24 protein-coding genes are annotated in these 19,214 nt (G+C 50.7%); 12 read left to right on the plus strand and 12 right to left on the minus strand.

All coding sequences use genetic code 11. From position 1 onward, the window contains the following. Position 1: 1 nt before the first annotated feature. On the plus strand, positions 2–484 hold the full coding sequence (locus OH31_RS05335) for a DUF4124 domain-containing protein (RefSeq protein WP_024929917.1): 483 nt from the start codon (positions 2–4) through the stop codon (positions 482–484). Positions 485–519: 35 nt separating this feature from the next. Here the strand turns inward: OH31_RS05335 and OH31_RS05340 are convergent, their stop codons facing one another. Both OH31_RS05340 and OH31_RS05345 read right to left on the minus strand, forming a co-directional pair. After that, positions 520–822, minus strand: a complete 303-nt coding sequence (locus tag OH31_RS05340) for an RnfH family protein (protein WP_024929918.1) — start codon at positions 820–822, stop codon at positions 520–522. Positions 823–827: 5 nt separating this feature from the next. Then, positions 828–1,262 carry a type II toxin-antitoxin system RatA family toxin gene (locus OH31_RS05345; protein ID WP_019882036.1) on the minus strand — a complete coding sequence of 145 codons (435 nt, stop codon included), beginning with the start codon at positions 1,260–1,262 and terminating at the stop codon, positions 828–830. A gap of 92 nt (positions 1,263–1,354) precedes the next feature. On the opposite strand from OH31_RS05345, the gene smpB reads away from it, so the two are divergent. The 3 genes from smpB (at position 1,355) to OH31_RS05360 (ending at position 3,128) form a co-directional block, all read left to right on the plus strand. Next, complete coding sequence (gene smpB / locus OH31_RS05350; protein WP_019882037.1) at positions 1,355–1,810, plus strand: SsrA-binding protein SmpB; 456 nt, start codon at positions 1,355–1,357, stop codon at positions 1,808–1,810. 313 nt (positions 1,811–2,123) lie between these two features. Continuing rightward, positions 2,124–2,324 carry a hypothetical protein gene (locus tag OH31_RS05355; RefSeq protein WP_019882038.1) on the plus strand — a complete coding sequence of 67 codons (201 nt, stop codon included), beginning with the start codon at positions 2,124–2,126 and terminating at the stop codon, positions 2,322–2,324. A gap of 231 nt (positions 2,325–2,555) precedes the next feature. Next, positions 2,556–3,128, plus strand: a complete 573-nt coding sequence (locus tag OH31_RS05360) for a PEP-CTERM sorting domain-containing protein (protein WP_024929919.1) — start codon at positions 2,556–2,558, stop codon at positions 3,126–3,128. A 67-nt stretch (positions 3,129–3,195) separates the two neighbouring features. Here OH31_RS05360 and OH31_RS05365 read toward each other — a convergent pair whose 3' ends face one another. Beyond that, a complete protein-coding gene (locus tag OH31_RS05365; protein ID WP_024929920.1) occupies positions 3,196–4,050 on the minus strand; it encodes an NAD(P)H-hydrate dehydratase in 855 nt (284 codons plus the stop codon). A 131-nt stretch (positions 4,051–4,181) separates the two neighbouring features. Here OH31_RS05365 and OH31_RS05370 point away from each other — a divergent pair, with 131 nt between their 5' ends. Genes OH31_RS05370 through ftsB form a run of 4 tightly spaced genes read left to right on the plus strand, consistent with a single transcriptional unit; the run spans position 4,182 to position 8,404 of the window. After that, positions 4,182–5,816 (plus strand): CTP synthase, encoded by a 1,635-nt coding sequence (locus tag OH31_RS05370; RefSeq protein WP_024929921.1) that lies wholly within the window; start codon positions 4,182–4,184, stop codon positions 5,814–5,816. Positions 5,817–5,825: 9 nt separating this feature from the next. Further along, entirely contained in the window at positions 5,826–6,665 is an 840-nt protein-coding gene (gene kdsA, locus OH31_RS05375) for a 3-deoxy-8-phosphooctulonate synthase (protein ID WP_024929922.1), read from the plus strand. Positions 6,666–6,695: 30 nt separating this feature from the next. Beyond that, positions 6,696–7,982: a phosphopyruvate hydratase gene (gene eno, locus OH31_RS05380; protein ID WP_024929923.1), complete on the plus strand. Its 1,287-nt coding sequence runs from the start codon at positions 6,696–6,698 to the stop codon at positions 7,980–7,982. A gap of 32 nt (positions 7,983–8,014) precedes the next feature. Further along, complete coding sequence (gene ftsB, locus OH31_RS05385; RefSeq protein ID WP_024929924.1) at positions 8,015–8,404, plus strand: cell division protein FtsB; 390 nt, start codon at positions 8,015–8,017, stop codon at positions 8,402–8,404. 42 nt (positions 8,405–8,446) lie between these two features. On the opposite strand, the gene OH31_RS05390 is transcribed toward ftsB, so the two are convergent. Next, the gene (locus tag OH31_RS05390) at positions 8,447–9,448 is read right to left on the minus strand and encodes a folate-binding protein YgfZ (RefSeq protein WP_024929925.1); all 1,002 of its coding nucleotides are present in this window, start codon (positions 9,446–9,448) and stop codon (positions 8,447–8,449) included. Between the two features lie 140 nt (positions 9,449–9,588). Between OH31_RS05390 and OH31_RS05395 the strand changes: the two genes are divergently transcribed. Continuing rightward, positions 9,589–10,002 (plus strand): hypothetical protein, encoded by a 414-nt coding sequence (locus OH31_RS05395; RefSeq protein WP_024929926.1) that lies wholly within the window; start codon positions 9,589–9,591, stop codon positions 10,000–10,002. Between the two features lie 22 nt (positions 10,003–10,024). On the opposite strand, the gene OH31_RS05400 is transcribed toward OH31_RS05395, so the two are convergent. The 6 genes from OH31_RS05400 to OH31_RS05425 are packed head-to-tail and all read right to left on the minus strand — an operon-like array spanning position 10,025 to position 15,508. Continuing rightward, positions 10,025–11,056, minus strand: a complete 1,032-nt coding sequence (locus OH31_RS05400) for a VWA domain-containing protein (protein WP_024929927.1) — start codon at positions 11,054–11,056, stop codon at positions 10,025–10,027. A gap of 54 nt (positions 11,057–11,110) precedes the next feature. After that, positions 11,111–11,650: a hypothetical protein gene (locus OH31_RS05405; RefSeq protein WP_024929928.1), complete on the minus strand. Its 540-nt coding sequence runs from the start codon at positions 11,648–11,650 to the stop codon at positions 11,111–11,113. After that, a complete protein-coding gene (locus OH31_RS05410; protein WP_019882053.1) occupies positions 11,635–12,621 on the minus strand; it encodes a VWA domain-containing protein in 987 nt (328 codons plus the stop codon). Before OH31_RS05410 ends, OH31_RS05405 begins: the two co-directional genes overlap by 16 nt. After that, the gene (locus OH31_RS05415) at positions 12,621–13,601 is read right to left on the minus strand and encodes a hypothetical protein (RefSeq protein WP_024929929.1); all 981 of its coding nucleotides are present in this window, start codon (positions 13,599–13,601) and stop codon (positions 12,621–12,623) included. Before OH31_RS05415 ends, OH31_RS05410 begins: the two co-directional genes overlap by 1 nt. Before the next feature lie 12 nt (positions 13,602–13,613). Next, positions 13,614–14,471 (minus strand): DUF58 domain-containing protein, encoded by an 858-nt coding sequence (locus OH31_RS05420; RefSeq protein WP_019882056.1) that lies wholly within the window; start codon positions 14,469–14,471, stop codon positions 13,614–13,616. A 20-nt stretch (positions 14,472–14,491) separates the two neighbouring features. After that, positions 14,492–15,508: a MoxR family ATPase gene (locus OH31_RS05425; protein WP_019882057.1), complete on the minus strand. Its 1,017-nt coding sequence runs from the start codon at positions 15,506–15,508 to the stop codon at positions 14,492–14,494. 267 nt (positions 15,509–15,775) lie between these two features. Here OH31_RS05425 and fabA point away from each other — a divergent pair, with 267 nt between their 5' ends. Both fabA and fabB read left to right on the plus strand, forming a co-directional pair. Continuing rightward, a complete protein-coding gene (gene fabA, locus OH31_RS05430) occupies positions 15,776–16,291 on the plus strand; it encodes a 3-hydroxyacyl-[acyl-carrier-protein] dehydratase FabA (RefSeq protein WP_024929930.1) in 516 nt (171 codons plus the stop codon). A gap of 36 nt (positions 16,292–16,327) precedes the next feature. Beyond that, a complete protein-coding gene (gene fabB / locus OH31_RS05435; protein WP_024929931.1) occupies positions 16,328–17,554 on the plus strand; it encodes a beta-ketoacyl-ACP synthase I in 1,227 nt (408 codons plus the stop codon). A 71-nt stretch (positions 17,555–17,625) separates the two neighbouring features. On the opposite strand, the gene OH31_RS05440 is transcribed toward fabB, so the two are convergent. Beyond that, positions 17,626–18,123: a type II secretion system protein gene (locus OH31_RS05440; RefSeq protein ID WP_024929932.1), complete on the minus strand. Its 498-nt coding sequence runs from the start codon at positions 18,121–18,123 to the stop codon at positions 17,626–17,628. A gap of 79 nt (positions 18,124–18,202) precedes the next feature. Between OH31_RS05440 and OH31_RS05445 the strand changes: the two genes are divergently transcribed. Then, positions 18,203–18,748, plus strand: coding sequence for a DUF1439 domain-containing protein (locus OH31_RS05445; protein ID WP_242402206.1), 546 nt, complete (start codon positions 18,203–18,205; stop codon positions 18,746–18,748). A gap of 8 nt (positions 18,749–18,756) precedes the next feature. Here OH31_RS05445 and OH31_RS05450 read toward each other — a convergent pair whose 3' ends face one another. Continuing rightward, positions 18,757–19,149: an Mth938-like domain-containing protein gene (locus OH31_RS05450; protein ID WP_024929934.1), complete on the minus strand. Its 393-nt coding sequence runs from the start codon at positions 19,147–19,149 to the stop codon at positions 18,757–18,759. Between the last annotated feature and the right edge of the window lie 65 nt (positions 19,150–19,214).

Below are 19,214 nucleotides of genomic sequence, written 5' to 3' on the forward strand. Positions count from 1 at the left end.
GATGAAGATGATGTTGAAACTGATTTTGGCAGGATGTCTGCTGTGCAGCTGGCAGGCCAGCGCTGAAATCTATAAATGGCGCGATGAAAAAGGCGTGATGAATTATTCTGATGTGCCACCACAGGCAGGGGCCAATAGTACGCAAAAAATCAAGGCCGCCACGGTGCCTAATGATATTCCGCTGACGCGCTCGGATGCTTATCAGCGCGAAGAAGGCGCGTCCAACAGCAAAAGATCACTTGATAACCGTGAGGCTGCCGGTAATGGGCAGTCAGCCGAAGCTGAGGCGCTTAAAGCCATGCAAGAGCGCTTGAAGGCACAGAACTGTGCTGCCGCAAGGTCTAACTACCGTAACTATGCCGTTGGCGGCCGCATGCAAAATGTCAATGAAAATGGCCAGAAAGAGTATCTGACGGATGATCAAATCAGAGAAGGCCAGGCCAGGGCGCAGCAGGAAATTGACGAAAATTGTCCAGTTGAGTAACCAAAAGCGTTCGCTTTTATTCAAGGCTGGCGTTTTTACTTCCCATTTTTGGCAGCTGCGCGTTGTCTGCGCGCTTCTTTAGGGTTGGCCAGCAATGGCCGGTAAATTTCTACCCGGTCCATGGCTTTCAGTATCGTCCCGTGTTCTGTCTTCTTGCCAAAAATCCCCAGCACTAAGTGATCCAGCGAAATATCAGGGTATTGCTGTGCAATGCCTGATTGGATAACGGCTTCCAGTGCAGTCGTGCCCGGGCTCACCGTCAATGCAATAATCGTTTGCGCCTGCGGTAGGGCGTAGGCAACTTCCACAGTCATCATCTCGGCTTGCGTGTTTGGCATTCGCGCTATTTCAAATGCAGTTTGTCGGCCTGTTTGACAAAGCTATCCACAAAGGTATTGGCAATGTGGCTAAACACCGGCGCGATAATGCGTTCGACTAGGCTGTTGGCAAACACATATTCCAGTTTGAATTCAATTTTGCAGGCATCTTCCCGCAGGGCGATAAAGTGCCAGTGGCCGGTGAGGTGCTTGAACGGGCCATCGACCAGGGTGATATCCATATGATGCGGCGCTTGTTTGTGGTTGCGCGTAGTGAAGTGTTGCTGAATGCCATGGTAGCGAATATGAATCGTCGCTTGCGTCACCAGCTCTGTGCGCTCTATGAGTTCACTGCCGCCACACCAGGGCAAAAATTGCGGATAATCCTCCACCGCATCGACCAATTGAAACATGGCGGCACAAGAGTGCATGACTAAAACGGTTTTTTCTACTTGCGCCATTGAGTTAAGCCATTTCAGCGATGGTTCCAGAACGGAATTGGGTTTTGAGTTAAAATGCTATTTTAAGTGATTTAAGTCTGCACACCAGCGTTATGAGCATCGCGCAAAACAAAAAAGCGTTTTTTGATTACTTTATCGAAGAAAAATACGAAGCCGGCCTTGTGCTTGAAGGCTGGGAAGTCAAAGCTATACGCGATAACCGTACCAACCTCAAAGAGGCTTACGTGGTGGTCATGCGCGGCGAATTATATCTGATTGGCTGCCATGTGACGCCGCTGGGTGCTGCCTCCACCCATATCCGTCCTGATGCTATCCGTACACGTAAATTGTTGTTGCACCGCGAAGAAATTGACAAGCTGATTGGTAAAGTTGAGCGCGCCGGTTACACCATTGTGCCGCTGGACATGCACTTTACACGTGGCCGCATCAAGATCCAGATTGGCCTGGCCAAGGGTAAAAAACAGCACGACAAGCGCGATACTGAAAAAGAACGTGACTGGAAGCGTGAGCAGAATCAGCTGTTAAAAAACAAGCAACGCAGTCGTTAAACCCAGGTCAGTCCCTGTTATTCGCACCATCATTCATGGTGCGTTTTCATTTTATTCTCTACGGACTTTTCCCTGCACTTGTCCGTTCGTGCTGATGCGTGCGTTTTCAACTTTTTTGTATTTGCTCTCCATCCATTTTCAATGAATGGAATTTTTCACTTGCAAACTTAAATGTTAATTTTTATTAATAAAAGTTGTTTTAATGTAATTAAATTGTGTTAATCTAAATTGGTTGGTGCCGCTTTGAGTGGAGGAGATTCACTTGTTTTAAGGCCCAACTATTTTCATTAACAATTTAAATAAGGAAGAAGTTATGCGTGAATTAACAATGACTGAAGTTGAAGTGGTTTCTGGTGGTTTTTCCATTATTCCTGAGTATCCAACATCCTTGGGTCTGGTAGGCGGTATCGCTACTATCCTGACTGGCGCTGGTTACATCATTGCCGTTGCCGGTACTAACCTGGCACTGGGCTTGAACGAAGCATTGGGCATTGCGACACCACGTCCATTCTAAATTTAAGCTGTAAAAGAGAGCGCCATTGCATCTGATGTGATGGCGCTTTTTTATTACTGTGAGTGTGCTTCAGAATTGCTGGTAAATGCGTTGCGTTTGTGCGCTGCGATAGGGTTTTTGCGATAGTGCTTTAGGGTCATTGCCCTTTAAATATCTTCCACTATAATTCGCAAATCGTTATCACGGTAACGATTAATTCAAATAAAAAACTTGCATGAGAGGAACGCTCACGTGGCTATCAATCAAACAATCAAAACGCTTTTTCTAGGCTTGAGCTTGAGCCTCAGCCTGGCCAGCCTCGGTGCGCAGGCTGCAGTGATGACCGTCAACTTTAACTACACTGGTTCGACCTTGTTTAACCTGGCAGGTAACTTTAGCTACGATGCGACTACCGCCGGTACCATGGTGGATAAGACTGAGTTACTCAGTTTTCAGTATGATGTGTTTGCCAAAGCGGATCCTGCGACGCCGCTTTTCGGTTATGTGCTGTCTGATTTGCAGTCACGGGTCGACTTCATTTTTAACTTTGATACTGTCAATCAACAGTTGACCAATACCCGTGCAGCACCTCAGCGCTGGCAGATCGGTGCTTTTGGCTTTGCGACAAACGCGGGGCGGGACAACAGCCTGGTCGGGCAGGCGACTATTAGGGATGGTACCGACATAGATACGGTAGTTGCTGCAAATTTTGCATCTGCGATGAAATATCATGTGACTACCGTGCCCGAGCCTGAAAGTAGTGGCCTGATACTGGTGGGCCTGGGCTTGATGGGTGCCGTGCTGCGCCGTCGCCAGCTGGTTTAATCACCCGGCGTGACGGCAATCTAACAAACCTCACTGCGGTGAGGTTTTTTGTTGGCAAAATTAAAAACTAATTGGCTGCAGGCGTGGCCATGGCACTGCGTAGTGCGGCTGGAATCAGATCCGGCAGATCATCCGCAATTAAGCCTACACCAAACAGGTTGGCCGCTGCGCCATGTAGCCAGCTGGCAGCGGCACAGGCTTCAAAGGCGGGCATGCTTTGCGCCAATAGGCTCGTGATCATGCCTGCCAGCACATCCCCTGCGCCAGCGGTGGCCAGGGTGGCTGGGGCGTTGTCATTGACGATTAGTCTGCCATCCGGGTTGGCAATGATCGTGTGGGCGCCTTTGAGGAGCACGATGGCCTGGCTGAGTCGGGCGGCTTCGTGTGCTTGTTTGAGGCGGGTGGGTAGTGATTCATCTGGCCGTTGGCCAAATAGCCGCGCGAATTCACCATCATGCGGAGTCAGGACGCAAGTAGATTGGATGTTATTTTTGAGTAGATCAACCTGGCCATTGAGGCCGCTAATAGCATCTGCATCTATCACTACCGGTTTGCCACTGGCCAGCATGTTGAGGGTTGTTGCCAGTGTTTGTTCGCTTACGCCAGCACCGGGGCCAATCAGGCAGGCGCTGACGCGCTGGTCTGCAATCAGCGCGTAGAGTTCATCTGGCTGGGTGTAGGGTTTCACCATAATGCTAAGGCATTGGCTGGCATATATAGGCAAGGCGCTGTCGGGCACGGCAATTGTGGTCATACCTGCGCCTGTGCGTGCCGCAGCCAGTGCGGATAGCCTGGCGGCACCCGTGATTGGATAACCGCCTTGAATCAGGACGTAGCCGCGATTGTATTTGTGGCTACGGGCATCCGGCTGGGGGAGTAAGTGTTGCCATTGTGCTGGCGTGTTGAGTAGAGGGTCGGGCATGGATGAATTGTATGCTTGTGATGTCAGATTGGCGAGTCCACGCAAGATTTTATCCCTCGTGTTCATTGTCGGCGAAGGGGCTTTACGGTAAAATGTTCTCCCGTCTGTAACAATCTCTAAGTACCTTATCCATGACCAAATATGTATTCGTAACCGGCGGTGTTGTTTCTTCTCTTGGAAAAGGTATCGCAGCCGCCAGTCTTGGCGCGATTCTCGAGTCCCGTGGCATTAAAGTCACCATGTTGAAACTCGACCCCTATATTAACGTCGACCCCGGCACCATGTCACCGTTCCAGCATGGTGAAGTGTTTGTCACCGACGATGGCGCCGAAACCGACCTTGACCTTGGCCATTACGAGCGCTTTATCAGTAGCAAGATGTCCAAGCGTAATAACTTTACGACGGGCCAGATTTACGAAACTGTGATTAAAAAAGAGCGTCGCGGTGAATATCTGGGCAAAACCGTGCAGGTGATTCCGCACATTACCGATGAAATCAAGGCACACGTCAAACGTGGTGCCGAAGGCGCAGATGTAGCGATTGTTGAAGTCGGTGGCACGGTAGGCGATATTGAATCTTTACCGTTTTTGGAAGCCATCCGCCAGATGGGCTTTGAAGAAGGCCGAAATAACGCCTGTTATGTGCACCTGACCCTGTTGCCATGGATTCCGACTGCAGGCGAATTAAAAACCAAGCCGACACAGCACTCAGTCAAAGAGTTGCGCGAGATTGGTATCCAGCCAGACATCCTGTTGTGTCGTGCCGAGCGTGAAATCCCGGAAGATGAAAAGCGCAAGATTGCCTTGTTCACCAACGTGCCTTTTGAGGCTGTGATTAGCGCTATCGATAGCGATTCTATTTATAAGATTCCAGGCTTGCTGCATGAGCAGATGATGGACGAAATCGTCTGCCATAAACTGAATATTCTGGCCAAAGCGGCTGATTTGTCTGCCTGGCAAAAAATTACCCACGCGCAGGCCAATCCAAAAGAGATCGTCGATATTGCCTTTGTTGGTAAATATGTTGACCTGACCGAGTCTTATAAGTCACTGACTGAAGCCCTGATCCATGCCGGTATCCATACCGAGTCCAAAGTCAAAATTCATTATATTGATAGTGAAGATATTGAAAAGAATGGCACCAATGGCTTGAATGGCATGGATGCGATTCTGATTCCTGGTGGCTTTGGCGTGCGCGGGACCGAAGGCAAGATTGCTGCGATTCGCTATGCACGTGAAAGCAAAGTGCCTTACCTGGGCATTTGCCTGGGCATGCAACTGGCGGTGATTGAATATGCACGTAATGTCGCTGGCTTGAAAGATGCTAACAGTACCGAGTTCAACCCGAAAACTGAGCACAAACTGATTGGCTTGATCGATGAATGGCAAGACGCTTCCGGCAAGATCGAGAAGCGTGACGAGCACTCTGACCTCGGCGGCACCATGCGTTTGGGCGCACAGAGCTGTCCTATTGTGCCAAACACGCTGGCAGCCAGCATTTATGGCAATGAAGTGAATGAGCGTCATCGCCACCGTTATGAAGTCAACAACCATTACGTGGATCAGTTGAAAGCTGCAGGTTTGGTGATTTCTGCGCGTACACCACGCGAAGAGTTGTGCGAAATGATTGAATTGCCGCAAACAGAACATCCATGGTTTGTGGCTTGCCAGTTCCACCCGGAATTCACCTCTAACCCTCGTAGCGGCCACCCGTTGTTTAAGGCTTACGTGCAAGCGGCATTGGCGCAAAAAGCGTCCAAAAAGTAAGGAATACTGATGAAATTATGTGGTTTTGACGTTGGCCTGGAGCATCCGCTGTTTTTGATCGCGGGTCCTTGTGTCATCGAATCCAAACAAATGGCGATTGATACCGCTGGCCAGTTAAAAGAAATGGCTGCGCGTATTGGCGTGCCGTTTATTTATAAGTCCTCTTATGACAAAGCCAACCGTAGCTCGACCAAAACTTTCCGTGGTTTTGGCATGGACGAAGGTTTGAGAATTCTGGACGAGGTGCGTGCGCAAATCGGTGTGCCTATCCTGACCGACGTACATACTGAAGAGCAAGTGCCACATGTGGCAGCGGTGGTTGATGTATTGCAAACACCAGCTTTCCTGTGTCGCCAGACCGACTTTATTGTGGCCTGTGCCCAGTCCGGCAAACCGGTCAATATCAAAAAAGGCCAATTCCTGGCCCCGGGCGATATGAAACAAGTGGTCAATAAGGCCAAAGAGGCTAACGGTGGCATCGACAACATTATGGTGTGCGAGCGCGGGGCTTCTTTCGGCTATAACACGCTGGTTTCTGATATGCGTGGCCTGGCCATTATGCGTGAAACCCATTGCCCGGTGGTATTTGATGCTACCCACTCAGTGCAGCAACCTGGTGGGCAGGGCGACAAGAGTGGCGGTCAGCGTGAGTTCGTGCCAGTGTTGGCGCGTGCAGCGGTTGCCAGCGGCATTGCCGGTGTGTTTATGGAAACGCATCCAGACCCAAGCAAAGCCTTGTCAGACGGCCCGAATGCCTGGCCATTAGGCAAAATGGAAGATTTGCTGCATCTGCTGGTCGACCTCGACAAACTGGTGAAAAAAGCCGGTTTCGCAGAACAAACCCTATAATTTTTTGACATCTTAAGATAAGGATAAATCATGAGCGCTATTGTAGATATTATCGCCCGCGAAATTATGGATTCACGCGGTAACCCGACCGTTGAAGTCGATGTATTGCTGGAAAGTGGTGTGATTGGCCGTGCTGCAGTGCCTTCAGGCGCTTCTACCGGTGCCAAAGAAGCCGTAGAGCTGCGTGATGGCGACAAGAGCCGTTACCTGGGTAAGGGCGTGTTAAATGCGATTGAAAACGTCAACACAGAAATTACCGAAGCGATTATCGGCCTGGACGCTGAAGAGCAAAGCTTTATCGATAAGACCCTGATCGAGCTGGACGGTACTGACAATAAAGACCGCTTGGGCGCGAATGCTATTTTGGGCGTGTCTATGGCCTGCGCCCGTGCAGCGGCTGAAGAAAGCGGTTTGCCTTTGTATCGCTACCTGGGTGGCTCTGCATTCATGCAATTGCCGACACCGATGATGAATATCATCAACGGTGGTGCGCACGCTGATAACTCCGTAGATATCCAGGAGTTCATGATTGTGCCAGCCGGTTTGCCAACGTTCCGTGAAGCCTTGCGTGCAGGTGCCGAGGTATTCCATGCCTTGAAGAAAACCTTGCATGCCAAAGGCCTGGCAACGACTGTGGGTGATGAAGGTGGTTTTGCGCCTAACCTGCCATCCAACGAATCTGCCTTGCAATTGATCATGGAATCAATCGAGGCAGCAGGTTACGAGCCAGGTAAAGACATCTACTTGGGCCTGGATTGCGCCAGTACCGAGTTTTACAAAGATGGTAAATATCATCTGGAGTCAGAAGGTGCTGCACTAACTTCTGCACAATTCTGCGACTACCTGGCGACCTTGGCAGGCAAATATCCTATCATCACCATTGAAGATGGTATGGACGAGTTTGACTGGGATGGCTGGGATCTGTTGACACAACGTCTGGGTAAAACCACGCAATTGGTGGGTGATGACCTGTTCGTCACCAATCCGAAAATCTTGCGTGAAGGCATCCAGAAAGGCGTGGCCAACTCTGTGCTGATTAAAGTGAACCAGATTGGTACTTTGACCGAGACTTTCCAGACTATCGAGATGGCTAAACGTGCCAACTACACGGCAGTGGTTTCACACCGCTCCGGTGAAACTGAAGATACCACTATTGCTGATATCTCTGTGGCGACCAATGCGTTGCAGATCAAAACTGGCTCCCTGTGCCGCTCAGAGCGCGTGGCCAAGTACAACCAGTTGCTGCGTATTGAAGAAGAGTTGGGCGACGCCACTAGCTACGCAGGTTTGTCTGCGTTCTACCAGTTGTTCAAGTAAGCTGGGTGAAGTCAGGTCACTGATAGGTCAATGTGCGTAAACTGACGGTCGTATTGGTGGTCCTGATTGCCCTGCTGCAATATCCATTGTGGCTGGGCAAAGGCAGCTGGTTGCGTGTCTGGCAGTATTCGCAGCAGATTGAGGCACATGAAAAGCGTAATGAATATTACCGGCAGCGTAACGACACTTTACGTGAAGAAGTACGCGACCTGAAGCAAGGTCAATCAGCGATTGAGGAGCGTGCGCGTAGTGAGCTGGGGCTGGTGAAACAGGATGAAGTATTTTTCCAGGTGATCCAGAATAAGCAGTCCGTGACGAACAAACCAAGCTCACCACTGGAAGCGAAGCCAACGGCGGAAAAGCAGCTAGAGGCTAAACCGCTGGATGTGAAGCCAGTAGATACCGATGTAAAACCTGACTAATAAAAAAGGCGCCTAGGGCGCCTTTTTTATTGCTGAAACTTGTTACGGCAGGACATAAGGTAATGCTTTAAAGTCTAGCGTCTGGCCTTGCCAGTTGATGGCACCAGCTTCTTTGGCTTCCAGTCGGCATTCGGCCAATACCCACCAGCCATTGTTGGCCGTTGGTGCTACGCGTACCAGTTGCCCGGCTTCCTGCTGCTGGGCATCATGTAATACATCACCAGCGTGTGGCACTTGCCCGCCAGTGAGTTGTGCCAGTAGCGTGCGACGTTTGACCTTGCCCAGATAGTGCGTGCGCGCTACGATTTCCTGGCCGGTATAGCAGCCTTTTTTAAAGTTGATGCCATTGAGCGCATCCAGATTCACCATTTGCGGCACAAATTGCTCTTTGGTTGCTGCATACACTTGTGGAATACCTGCCTGGATTTCCAGGGCTTCCCACTGCACAGTACTGACTGGTGTGAAGGTGGCAGACAGTGATTGCCAACTGGTTTGTGCCTGCTCGCTAGCAACGACTAATAAAGCACGTTGTTGCGCGCCTGCATCGGCCAGACGTATCAGGGTGCCGTGAAGCGTCTGCGCTTGTTGGTATGGCGTGACAGGTAACGCTTCAATGGTTGCCGCCAGTGTGTCACTGGCCAGTCCTAAAGACACGAGTCGCTCACTGGCGTCTTCCACCAGTACTTTGCTACGCAGCACGTACATGCGCAAGCGTTTGACCAAATCAGGGATCAAGTCACGCGGGCATTGCAGGTAAATGACGTCATCTATCGTGAAACTGAAGAACAGTGCCAGTAAACGGCCTTTAGGCGTGCAGTAACCATTGAATTGCGCGCCTTGGGCTAGCAGTTTAATATCGTTAGTCACTTGTCCTTGCAAAAAGGTCTGGCTGTCTGCGCCACTGATGGCAATCAGACCATGGCTGGAAAGGTCAAACAATTGTGCACTGGCGCCGGTGTCTGTGAATGCGGCTTCGCCCAGGGCATTGAATTGTGCGCCTTGTGAGGTCAAAAAAGATTGCCAGGCGTTTGCTGGGCTGGACATAAAAGGGGTTCCTTCCGGGGCAGGACAAGCTTGTATGGGCTGCCCGTATGATTGCGATGAAAAAAGCTATTCTATCAAGTGAAATCGGTCTGCGTCTCAGACCCTCTAAATCTTTATGGGGGTGGGGATGGCTTTTTTCAATGCTGGTGGTGTTTAGCCTTGTCTATAGCCTGCCATTGCTATGGGCTGCGCTGGCTGTATTGGCCTATATATTGGTATGTGTTTGGCAATGGACACAATTACCCGCCACGCGTTGGCCATGGAGCGTGCAGTCATTAAGGGTAGATGTGTTTGGGCAGATGACTTTAACTGATAAGCGCGGCCATACCTGGTCGTTTGCCGTGTTGCCTGACTCGGTGGTACATCCGGCTTGTATCGTTTTACATCTCACGGCCTTAGTGCCACAAGAGGACGAGCTTACCTTGGTTAAAACACCTTCAGCGCTGATGACGCGCTGGTTTAGGCCTAAACGCTTGTTAATCCTGCCTGATCAGGCAGACACGCAAGCTTTGCAGGCCTTGCGTGTCTGGTTAAAGTGGGGGATACGCGAGTAAGCGCCTTATTGATTGAAGGTGTTTATTGAAAGTGATTGTCGTGCGCCACAGATTCCGCGCGTACCGAGAATTTTGAGCGGATCTGGTTACGATATAGATGCAGGTTCTGTTTGATTTGACGCCATGGGTGGCGACTGGCATAGGTGCCCAATATACATAGCCCTGCCAGTATGGCAAACAGCCAACTGAGCGGTAGCGGGGCAATATCGTGACGGGCAGGTTTCTGCGCCTTCATGGCTTGTAGCACGTTGTATGTGCTGTCGCCTTTGATATATTTTGCCCCAATCTCTTTGGTCAGGCTTTCCAGGTATTCTGTCGACAATTTCGAAATGAACCTGTCGTTATCCCCATAGGCAATATTGTCATCGCGCACACCCAAGGTGCTTTCTGAAATCTGGGCAATGCCGGGCTGCATGGCAAAGCTCTCGTTAGACCAGTAACCAATCACCTGATTCTCAGGGCTGAGTTTGGGGATGGCCACGCCTTCTTCTGAGCCAATGCCGACAAACAACCACTCATCACCGCCCTGAAACTCTTCCAGGTTTTTGGTGTTAAACGCGTGCAATTTGGGCGCTTCTTCACCGTCAGTAAAATACAGCACTTGTGCAGGCTCAGGCATGGCGCGCACCACTTTGGCCGTCACAAACAGGCTCTCGCGTACGCGGCTATTGCCCGACCAGGCCATACGCCAGTCCAGGTGTGCAATCGTATCCTGAATGGCGGCAAAGTTACTGCATACCTCAATCGGTGAGTACATGGCTGCTACCGAGTTGCCGGCGAACATGCCGATACTGACCTTGGTGCCACAGGGCAGGGAGGCGACGACTTCATGCATCATATTCTGCATATAGGCCATGCGCGTGACCTTTTTGCCGTTGAGTGTCATGTCTTCAGCATTCATGCTTTGCGAAATATCTGCGATCAAAAAGTAAGCGTAGATATTATGCTTGAACGGGATACTGGGCCGCAGGATGGCGCCCAGCAAGCATAGCAGGGCCAGTCCGAGCAGGGCGGTGTCACGGTGCTTGATAAAGTGTCTTAGCCAGATCTTCATGGAGTGCCAGTCAATAATATTCAGTCAAATGATTCACGCGTTACACACAACTTGTTATGGCAAGCCGTTAGGGATATTGCCCATGATCAGCCCCGGGTTGTCTGATTCGCCGACGCCCGGTGTTGGTTTTTCAGGTAGCAGGCCCAGTACGCGATCAAAGTTACGGCGCGTCCCCCAATTGCTGTTATCTGCCTTGAGGGCCGTTTTGTAAGAGGTAGCCGCTTGCGACAGCAGGTATTCGAGTTCGTCACGCGTGCTGTTGTCGTTACCGCCCGTCAGCTGGATTGCGCGCAAAAAGAACATATTGCCTACATTGTGCAAAATGGCCGCGCGCTGGCTGGCATTGGCCTGGTCTATCAGCTTGGTAAACAGCAAGGTAGACTCTTTGTAGCGCTCGTTTTTGCCCAGCCAATAGGCGACGGCAAATTTTGCCTCAAAACTTTGTTGGTCGGTTTGTGGGCTTTTGGCGGATGTCACTGCTTCATTAAAGGCTTCTACCTGCTGTATGCGTTGCCAGCTATAAGCCATAGTGGCGAGAGATGCGACTGCCACGACCAGCAGACCGGTTACCAGTTTATTTACGCTGAGCGCCATGTGTGTATCTCCAGATATTTAACAGCCAGCAGGAAGGCAATCATGACAAATGCAATCCAGTAACACACATTGGTGTAATCATGGCCAGGGATCTTTTCCAGGTATTGAATCGGTTTTTTTTCTTTGCTGTTAATGTCGGCAATCGCCGCTTCGAGTGATTTTGGATCCGCCGCTTCATAAGCACTAAACGGGGTGCGCAAGGTTTGAAAGAACTGATACAGCAACACTTCACTCGGCATAGGGCCGGCGTAGCTGCTTTCGGCGTATTTGGGGTCAAAGATGGTGACGCCGCCAGGCTGGCGCAACACAATCCAGTACAGGCCGATGTTGTAGCGTTGTAGCCAATCACGCAGTTTTTGCTGCACCATATCGCTGACACGGCCAGCACCATCCGAAATCAGGATGATGACGCGTGAACCGGAGTCCGGCACATCTTTAAATAATTCAACCGCGCTGGTTAGGCCGCCACCAATATTGGTTTGAAACAGGGAGTTGCCCGCCGTGGCCTGAATGGCCGATAGCATGGCCTCTTTGTTTTCGGTCAATGGCAACACGTACATGGCTGAGTTGCTGAATGTAATCAGCCCCATCATGTCGTTGTTACGGTGTTGTAAAAACTGGGTCATGATACGCGCCGCGGCCACAGACTTGGTTTCGCCGACATGGCCATCTTTGTCGCCCGCAAACGGGTCGTCCATACTGGCGCTGCGGTCCAGTACCAGGCCGATCTGCGCACCGATGCCGGTACGCTCGATTTGCTGTTCCAGGCTATGCGGTCCGGCCAGGCCCAAAATGATAAAGACGATGCTGAGCACGGCAAGCACTTTGAGCAAAAAACCGATCATGCTGGACAGCGGATCCGGTGGTAGCAAACCTATCCATGAATAATGCTTGCTGTGTGCACGCTCCAGCAATAGCGGCAACAACGCCAATGGCAGCGCCCATAACAGCCAAGGATGTGTGAATGCCATTATGTTTGCACCTCTGGGCGTAAGCCGCGCTCGCAGTCACGCATGTGGCGACAGAATTTTTTCAGCCATTGTTTGGGCGGCATGCCTAAGTCCAGCGGCGTTTTGGCATCGAAAAACACCTGGCGCGACAAAGCAAAAAAGCGTTCGATCTCTGGTTTAGCGACGGCGAAAGCAGGTTTTTCTTGCAGCAGTCGCTCAACGCCATTACCAAACACGCTATGGCCTGCCACTTGATGCAAGGCTTCATGCACAGTTGAAATGGCCTGCTGTAAACCTTGTGCATCTTCAGGCAGCTTGCCGATTTTGCGGTAAGCCTTGGCAAAAGCACCTCCCATATAGGGCAACCAGGTGCGTGCACCCAATATATATAGCAAAGCCAATAGGCTGGCCGCCAACACGCCTGCGGCGATTTTCAGGGCTAATTGCTCTTTGTCTGCGTGCAGTTTGAGCGGTGCGACATAGGGGCTCATTTCATTTTTGAGGTTCACTTCGCCATACACCGAAAGCGGTGAGGTGCGGAAGTTAAACGACGGCATGCGGAATTGTTTGATGTCTTTGCTGCCTTGCTGACGCAGTTTGACAATCTCGCCTCTTAAAATGGCGGGTTTGGCGACGCGGCCGCTTTTAAACACCTGGTATTCAAGGTGAATGGTATACACGGATTGCTTGCTTTCATGCTGCTCTTTGACGTCAATCGCGGTTAACTCAATGCCCGATACCTGGCCGCGGTATCTGTGTTCGTAACCGACAATCGGCAACGATTCCTTAATCAACGCATAAGGTTGTTTCACGCTGAGTATCATGGTGCGTTGCAGTTTGTCGCCCACCACATAACCGGCATCACGGCTGGGATTGATTTCCTTGACGCTGACAAACTTGCTGTCTACCGAAGGCAGAACTACATCGGCTGCGCTGCTCAAGGCAATGCAGAACAAGGTCGATGCGAGAAATAATGACAATAAATGGTTGCGCGCTTTCATCGGTCGCTTTCCTTAGGCAGGCACATATTGGTGGAAGTAATCGGTGAGCAGGTCTGCATCAAACGTGTCTTCCACAAAAAATGGCTGCATATCAAATCTCATAAAAATATCTTCAATCGCCCGGCGTCTCGCAGCAAATGCTTCCAGGATGCGTTCACGATAGGAGGCGCGCAGAAATAAGGTGCGTCGTTCGCCGGTTTCCGGGTCGTTGATGCTGGTAATACCAAATTCTGGCAACTGTTTGTATTCAGTGCTGTTCCACAGAATGACAGGCACAATATGATGGCGCAGCATCAGCAATAGCGCCTCTTCCAATTGCTCCAGTGGCATATGAAAGTCAGATACCAGGAAGATCAATGCTCGTTCGCGTGGCAGCAGGCGCACGCTTTCCAGCAAGGCACCGGCACCGACTTCATTCGGCAGGTGGTTTTCCAGACGGTCCGCCAGGTCGAACATGGTATGAGGACGCAGTGAGAGCGTGCTCAGCCATTCGTCATGTACATCATCATCAAAGCCGATAAATCCAACCGGATCAGTATTACGGCTGGCGGATTGTGCCACCGAACGCGTAATATGGGCGGCGGTGACCAGCTTTGTGTGCGGTGTACCATATTGCATGGAGCCTGACATATCGCACATCACAAACACCGGCGTGGCACTTTTCTGGTTGAAAATACGCACATAGACCTGTTCCATCGGGTCCCGGATGGTCTGGCGAATATCGATCCGGCGCGGGTCAGGGTATGACAGCAACGTGGTGTGACCACGAAACTCCATGCCCATGCCGCGCTGATTGCTTTTATGGCGGCCTGGACGACGCGAGCGGGAACGCCAGCCAATGTGGTAGCTGAATTCCTTAATGGTTTCCATAACGTTCCAGCAACAAAAACTTAAGGCGCTGCGACGGCATTGGTAATGCCAGTCAGCAATTCGCGTGCGATTTCGGTACGACGCATTTCGTAGACCGGGCTAAATACCAGGCGGTGTGCGATTGTTTCGTGGAACACGGCGTGAATGTCTTCTGGCACCACGGCCTGGCGATTATTGAGCCAGGCGTTGACGCGGGCTGCGCGCAGCAACATACCCATGCCGCGCGGGCTGGCGCCACTTAGTACCAGGCGTTTCATATCGACATTGGATACTTTGACGCCGTAAGCCACCGGGTCTTTAGTCGCCAGCCACAAGTCCAGCGCATATTTACGCAGGGCAGGGCTGGCCTGGATATTTTCCTGGATGACCTTGGCAAAACTGTTCAACTGGTCAAATTTGAGGACATCGGCGGGCACGTTGGAAATCAACTGATCCACATCATGAAAGCGCGTATCAAAAATCAATGATTCCATAATGTCATGCGCAGGCGGCACCACAATCGGAATTTCCATCATGAAACGGTCACGCGCTGCAGACGGGATATCAAAGGTTTCTTCACGCTCCACCTGGTTACGGTCAGCAAATACCAGCATGTGCGGGAAGTAGTGCTCTTTATTAAAGGCAGTCAACGTGCGCTCTGCCATCACGCGCAGCATCAGCGAGTGCACCTGCGGGCGAGCACGGTTGATTTCGTTAAAAAAGAAAATCGATAAATCCTGGCCAGACATCAGCAACGGGCCCGGGCTCACGTGCGGTTTGCCATCTTCACCGAGGTAGGTGTGATACACCAGGTCATTCGGCATCAGATCAATCGTACCTTCAATCCGCTGGTAACCGCCGCCAATGCCGCGCGTAAAGGCGCGCAGCAAAGTGGTTTTACCCACGCCGACATCGCCTTCAAGTAACACATGGCCGCGTGCAAACACGGCAGTGGTGATCAGGCGTACTGGATTTTCCTGACCGACGACGACTTTGTTAACTTCCGACTCTAATGTGAGCGCATGGGTACGCCAATCGTTTAGTTGTTGATCTTGCATGCCTGATTTCCTGATAAGGTTGAATGTATAGATTGCGCTGAATTGTAACTAATTTGTAATTGAAAACGGCTTGATGATGCGAAATTATCCTTGAAAGCCTGATAGGCTGGTCATTATCAAGTTGTAAAATTCAGTAACAATTTAGTGAATACTACCTATATTCTTCTAAAAAGTATACAGGTCGGTATAGTTATTGGATGACAAAAAGCTTTCACTAAACGCAATTTCCGGCGAAAATATTGTTTTATACTAAAAATCTAAAAATACATGACTAGAAAAAGTAGTTTCAGCAAAGAGGATTTGTTGGCGTGCGGCCGCGGCGAAATGTTCGGCGAAGGTAACGCACAATTGCCATTACCACCAATGCTGATGTTTGACCGTATCGTAAAGATTTCTGACGAGGGTGGGAAATACGGCCAGGGCGAAATTATTGCAGAGCTCGATATTCGTCCTGATTTGTGGTTTTTTGAATGCCATTTTACCGGTGACCCGGTGATGCCTGGCTGTTTGGGCCTGGATGCCATGTGGCAACTGGTTGGCTTCTTCCTGGGCTGGAAAGGTGGTCCTGGCCGCGGCCGTGCCCTGGGTTCTGGTGAAGTGAAGTTTACCGGCCAGGTATTGCCATCAGCCAAGCTGGTGCGCTACCACATTGATTTAAAACGTGTGATCATGCGCAAGCTGGTGATGGGAATTGCCGATGCACGTATGGAAGTGGATGGCCGTGAGATTTATAATGCCAGTGATTTGCGTGTCGGTTTATTTACCAGCACGGACAATTTCTAGTCGTCTTTACAGTTTTTGAAGTGAATGGGAGGCGCAATGCGTCGCGTAGTGATTACAGGATTTGGTATCGTATCAAGTCTTGGTAATAACAAACAGGAAGTACTGGATAGCCTCAAAGCAGGCCGTTCCGGTATTACTTATCAACCTGAATATGCCGAGCGCGGTTTGCGTTCGCATGTGGCAGGCTCGATCAAAAATCTGGATGTTGAAGCCTTGATTGATCGCAAGCTGTTGCGTTTTATGGCCAAGGGTCATGCTTACGCCTGGCTGGCGATGCAGGAAGCGATTGTTGATGCAAACCTGCCGGAAGAGCTGGTTTCAAATGTGCGTACCGGCCTGATCGTCGGTGCAGGTGGTACGTCTACTGAAAGTATGCTGGACGGCACCAATACACTGGCAGAAAAAGGCATTCGTCGTGTTGGCCCTTATATGGTGACTAAAACCATGAGCAGCGGAATTGCCGCTTGCCTGGCGACGGGCGCTAAAATCAAGGGTGTGAATTACGGCATCAGTTCTGCCTGTTCAACCAGTGCGCACTGTATTGGCGCGGGTGTTGAGCAAATTCAGCTGGGTAAGCAGGATATCGTGTTTGCTGGCGGTGGTGAAGAAGAACACTGGACCATGAGCTATCTGTTTGATGCCATGGGTGCATTGTCGAGCAAATATAACGAAACGCCTGAAAAAGCGTCGCGTACCTACGATGCCGATCGTGATGGTTTTGTGATTTCTGGCGGCGGCGGTATTGTCATACTGGAAGAGTATGAGCACGCCAAAGCACGTGGCGCACAGATCTATGCCGAAGTGATTGGCTATGGTGCAACCTCAGACGGTTACGATATGGTCGCACCAAGTGGTGAAGGCGCTGTGCGCTGCATGCAACAGGCATTGCAGGGCATTAATCCTGAAGAGATTGATTACATCAATACGCATGGCACCAGCACGCCGGTGGGCGACACCAAGGAGCTGGAAGCGATTCGTGCGGTGTTTGGTGATAACAGCAAGACAGCGATTGCCTCAACAAAATCCTTATCCGGCCACGCTTTGGGCGCAGCTGGCGTGAATGAGGCCATTTATACCTTGCTCATGATGCAACACGGTTTTATTGCGGCATCTGCCAATATTGAAACGCTGGATCCGGCAGCAGAAGGCTTGAATATCGTGCGTAGCCCGATTGCTTCTGCGCGGATTCAAACTGCATTGTCCAACAGTTTTGGTTTTGGCGGCACCAATGCCACACTGACTTTATCGACCAAAAATCTGTAAAGTCTCAACAAGCATTGAACAGGCAGTGTGTTGATAAAACACGCTGCCTTTCTTTTTGTAGGCTTGGTTCGTTAACAGCCAGTGCTGTCTATGGAGACACTTAGACCGGCCGTGTTGGCTGACCCTGTGGAAATAATGTATTCCAGTTTGCAGTGGTCGCTATCCCTGGCGCCTTGCAGGATGTAGGTGGCGCGATTGGTATCAGACAGCGCTGCTTGCACCGAGAATTTGCCAGCATCCACCAGTTGAGACAAGCTGCCAGCGCCATCTTCATTGCCCAGCCAGCCGACCGGGTAGCCGTGACTAAAATAGATCGTATTGCCTTCGATGACGGCCGACGGTGTAGTCTGATTGCCGTCACATTGCGGGTCTGACATGCATACACCCTTGGCCATCGTCGCGACCGACAGCACAGTGGCTTTGAACGATTGCAAGGCTGCCAGCCTGGCTTGTGTATCAATCTGCGAGATGCGTGCATAGGCAGTCACCGCTAGCGCTGATAGAATCAGCATGACGACGATCATTTCGATCAGCGTAAAACCAGATTGGATGCGTGAAATTTTTTTCATTGCACGCGATCTTATCGTATGCAGTCTGCATGATTGTCAATTTTTGTCGAATGTTGCAAGTGTTAAATAAGGCTTACAAATGCGTCTTTTAAAAGGCTTCTGTACGGTAGTTTTGCTAGGGTTATTGCTTACTCACTGTGTGAGTATGGGCGATCGTACAGTGAAAATGAATACCGCCCAGTTACAGCAAAAACTCAATCACAAGCTGGCAAAGCCACTTACCGTGATGAAGGTGTTTCATGTCCAATTGTCTAACGCGCTGGTTTCACTGGATCCTGCATCGGGCAGAATTCATACCTTGATGGATGCCAGTGTGCAAAGTGATTTGTTATCCAGTGCCACCACCGGCAAACTGGGTGTGTCGGGTTTGGTCAAGTTTGACCAGGCACGCAATGCGGTTGTGCTTGACCAGCCTGCCGTGGATTCCTTCAAGCTGGATGGCGCCAATAGCGAGTGGAATGGCCTGGTGCAGCAATTGGCGCAAAGTCTGAGTGGCAAATGGCTGAACCAGTTGGTGTTATATGAAGTCAAGCCCGAGGATTTAAGCTACGCGGGGCGCCAATATCAGCCAACTGATTTGCAAGTGACGCCTGATGGTTTACAGGTGACGCTCAAGCCGCAGTAGTCAGGCGTTTATACGGATTCTGCCAGGTGGGATTCCAGCAGCAGGGCCGCAACCACTTTGCGGCCTTCTGCGGTCAGGATATTGAAGGTGCGGCAGGCCGCAGCCGTGGTCATGCATTCCACGGCGATGTTTGCTGACAGAAACGCTTGCGTATGCCGGGGATGAATAAAACGCTGTTTATCGCCCGTACCAAGCAATACCACTTCCGGACTAAAATCCAGTATCGCAGCTAATTGCGCTGCATCCAGTGTTTGCCATGCCCCCTGAAACCAGTCTGTACTTAAGGCCTGTTCGCTGACAATCACCGGTTGCGTATAGCGCTGGCGATTAATGATCACCGCGTCGCTATCGACGCCATTAATTTGATATTGCTGTTCGCTGGTATGTAGGTGTAGTTTCATAAGCTGTAATCGTGACGCGCCTGCAAATTGCCCATGATGAAAATTCCGTTTAAATCTACCGATTC

The organism is Methylophilus sp. OH31, assembly GCF_000576615.1.
Taxonomy (GTDB): Bacteria; Pseudomonadota; Gammaproteobacteria; order Burkholderiales; family Methylophilaceae; genus Methylophilus.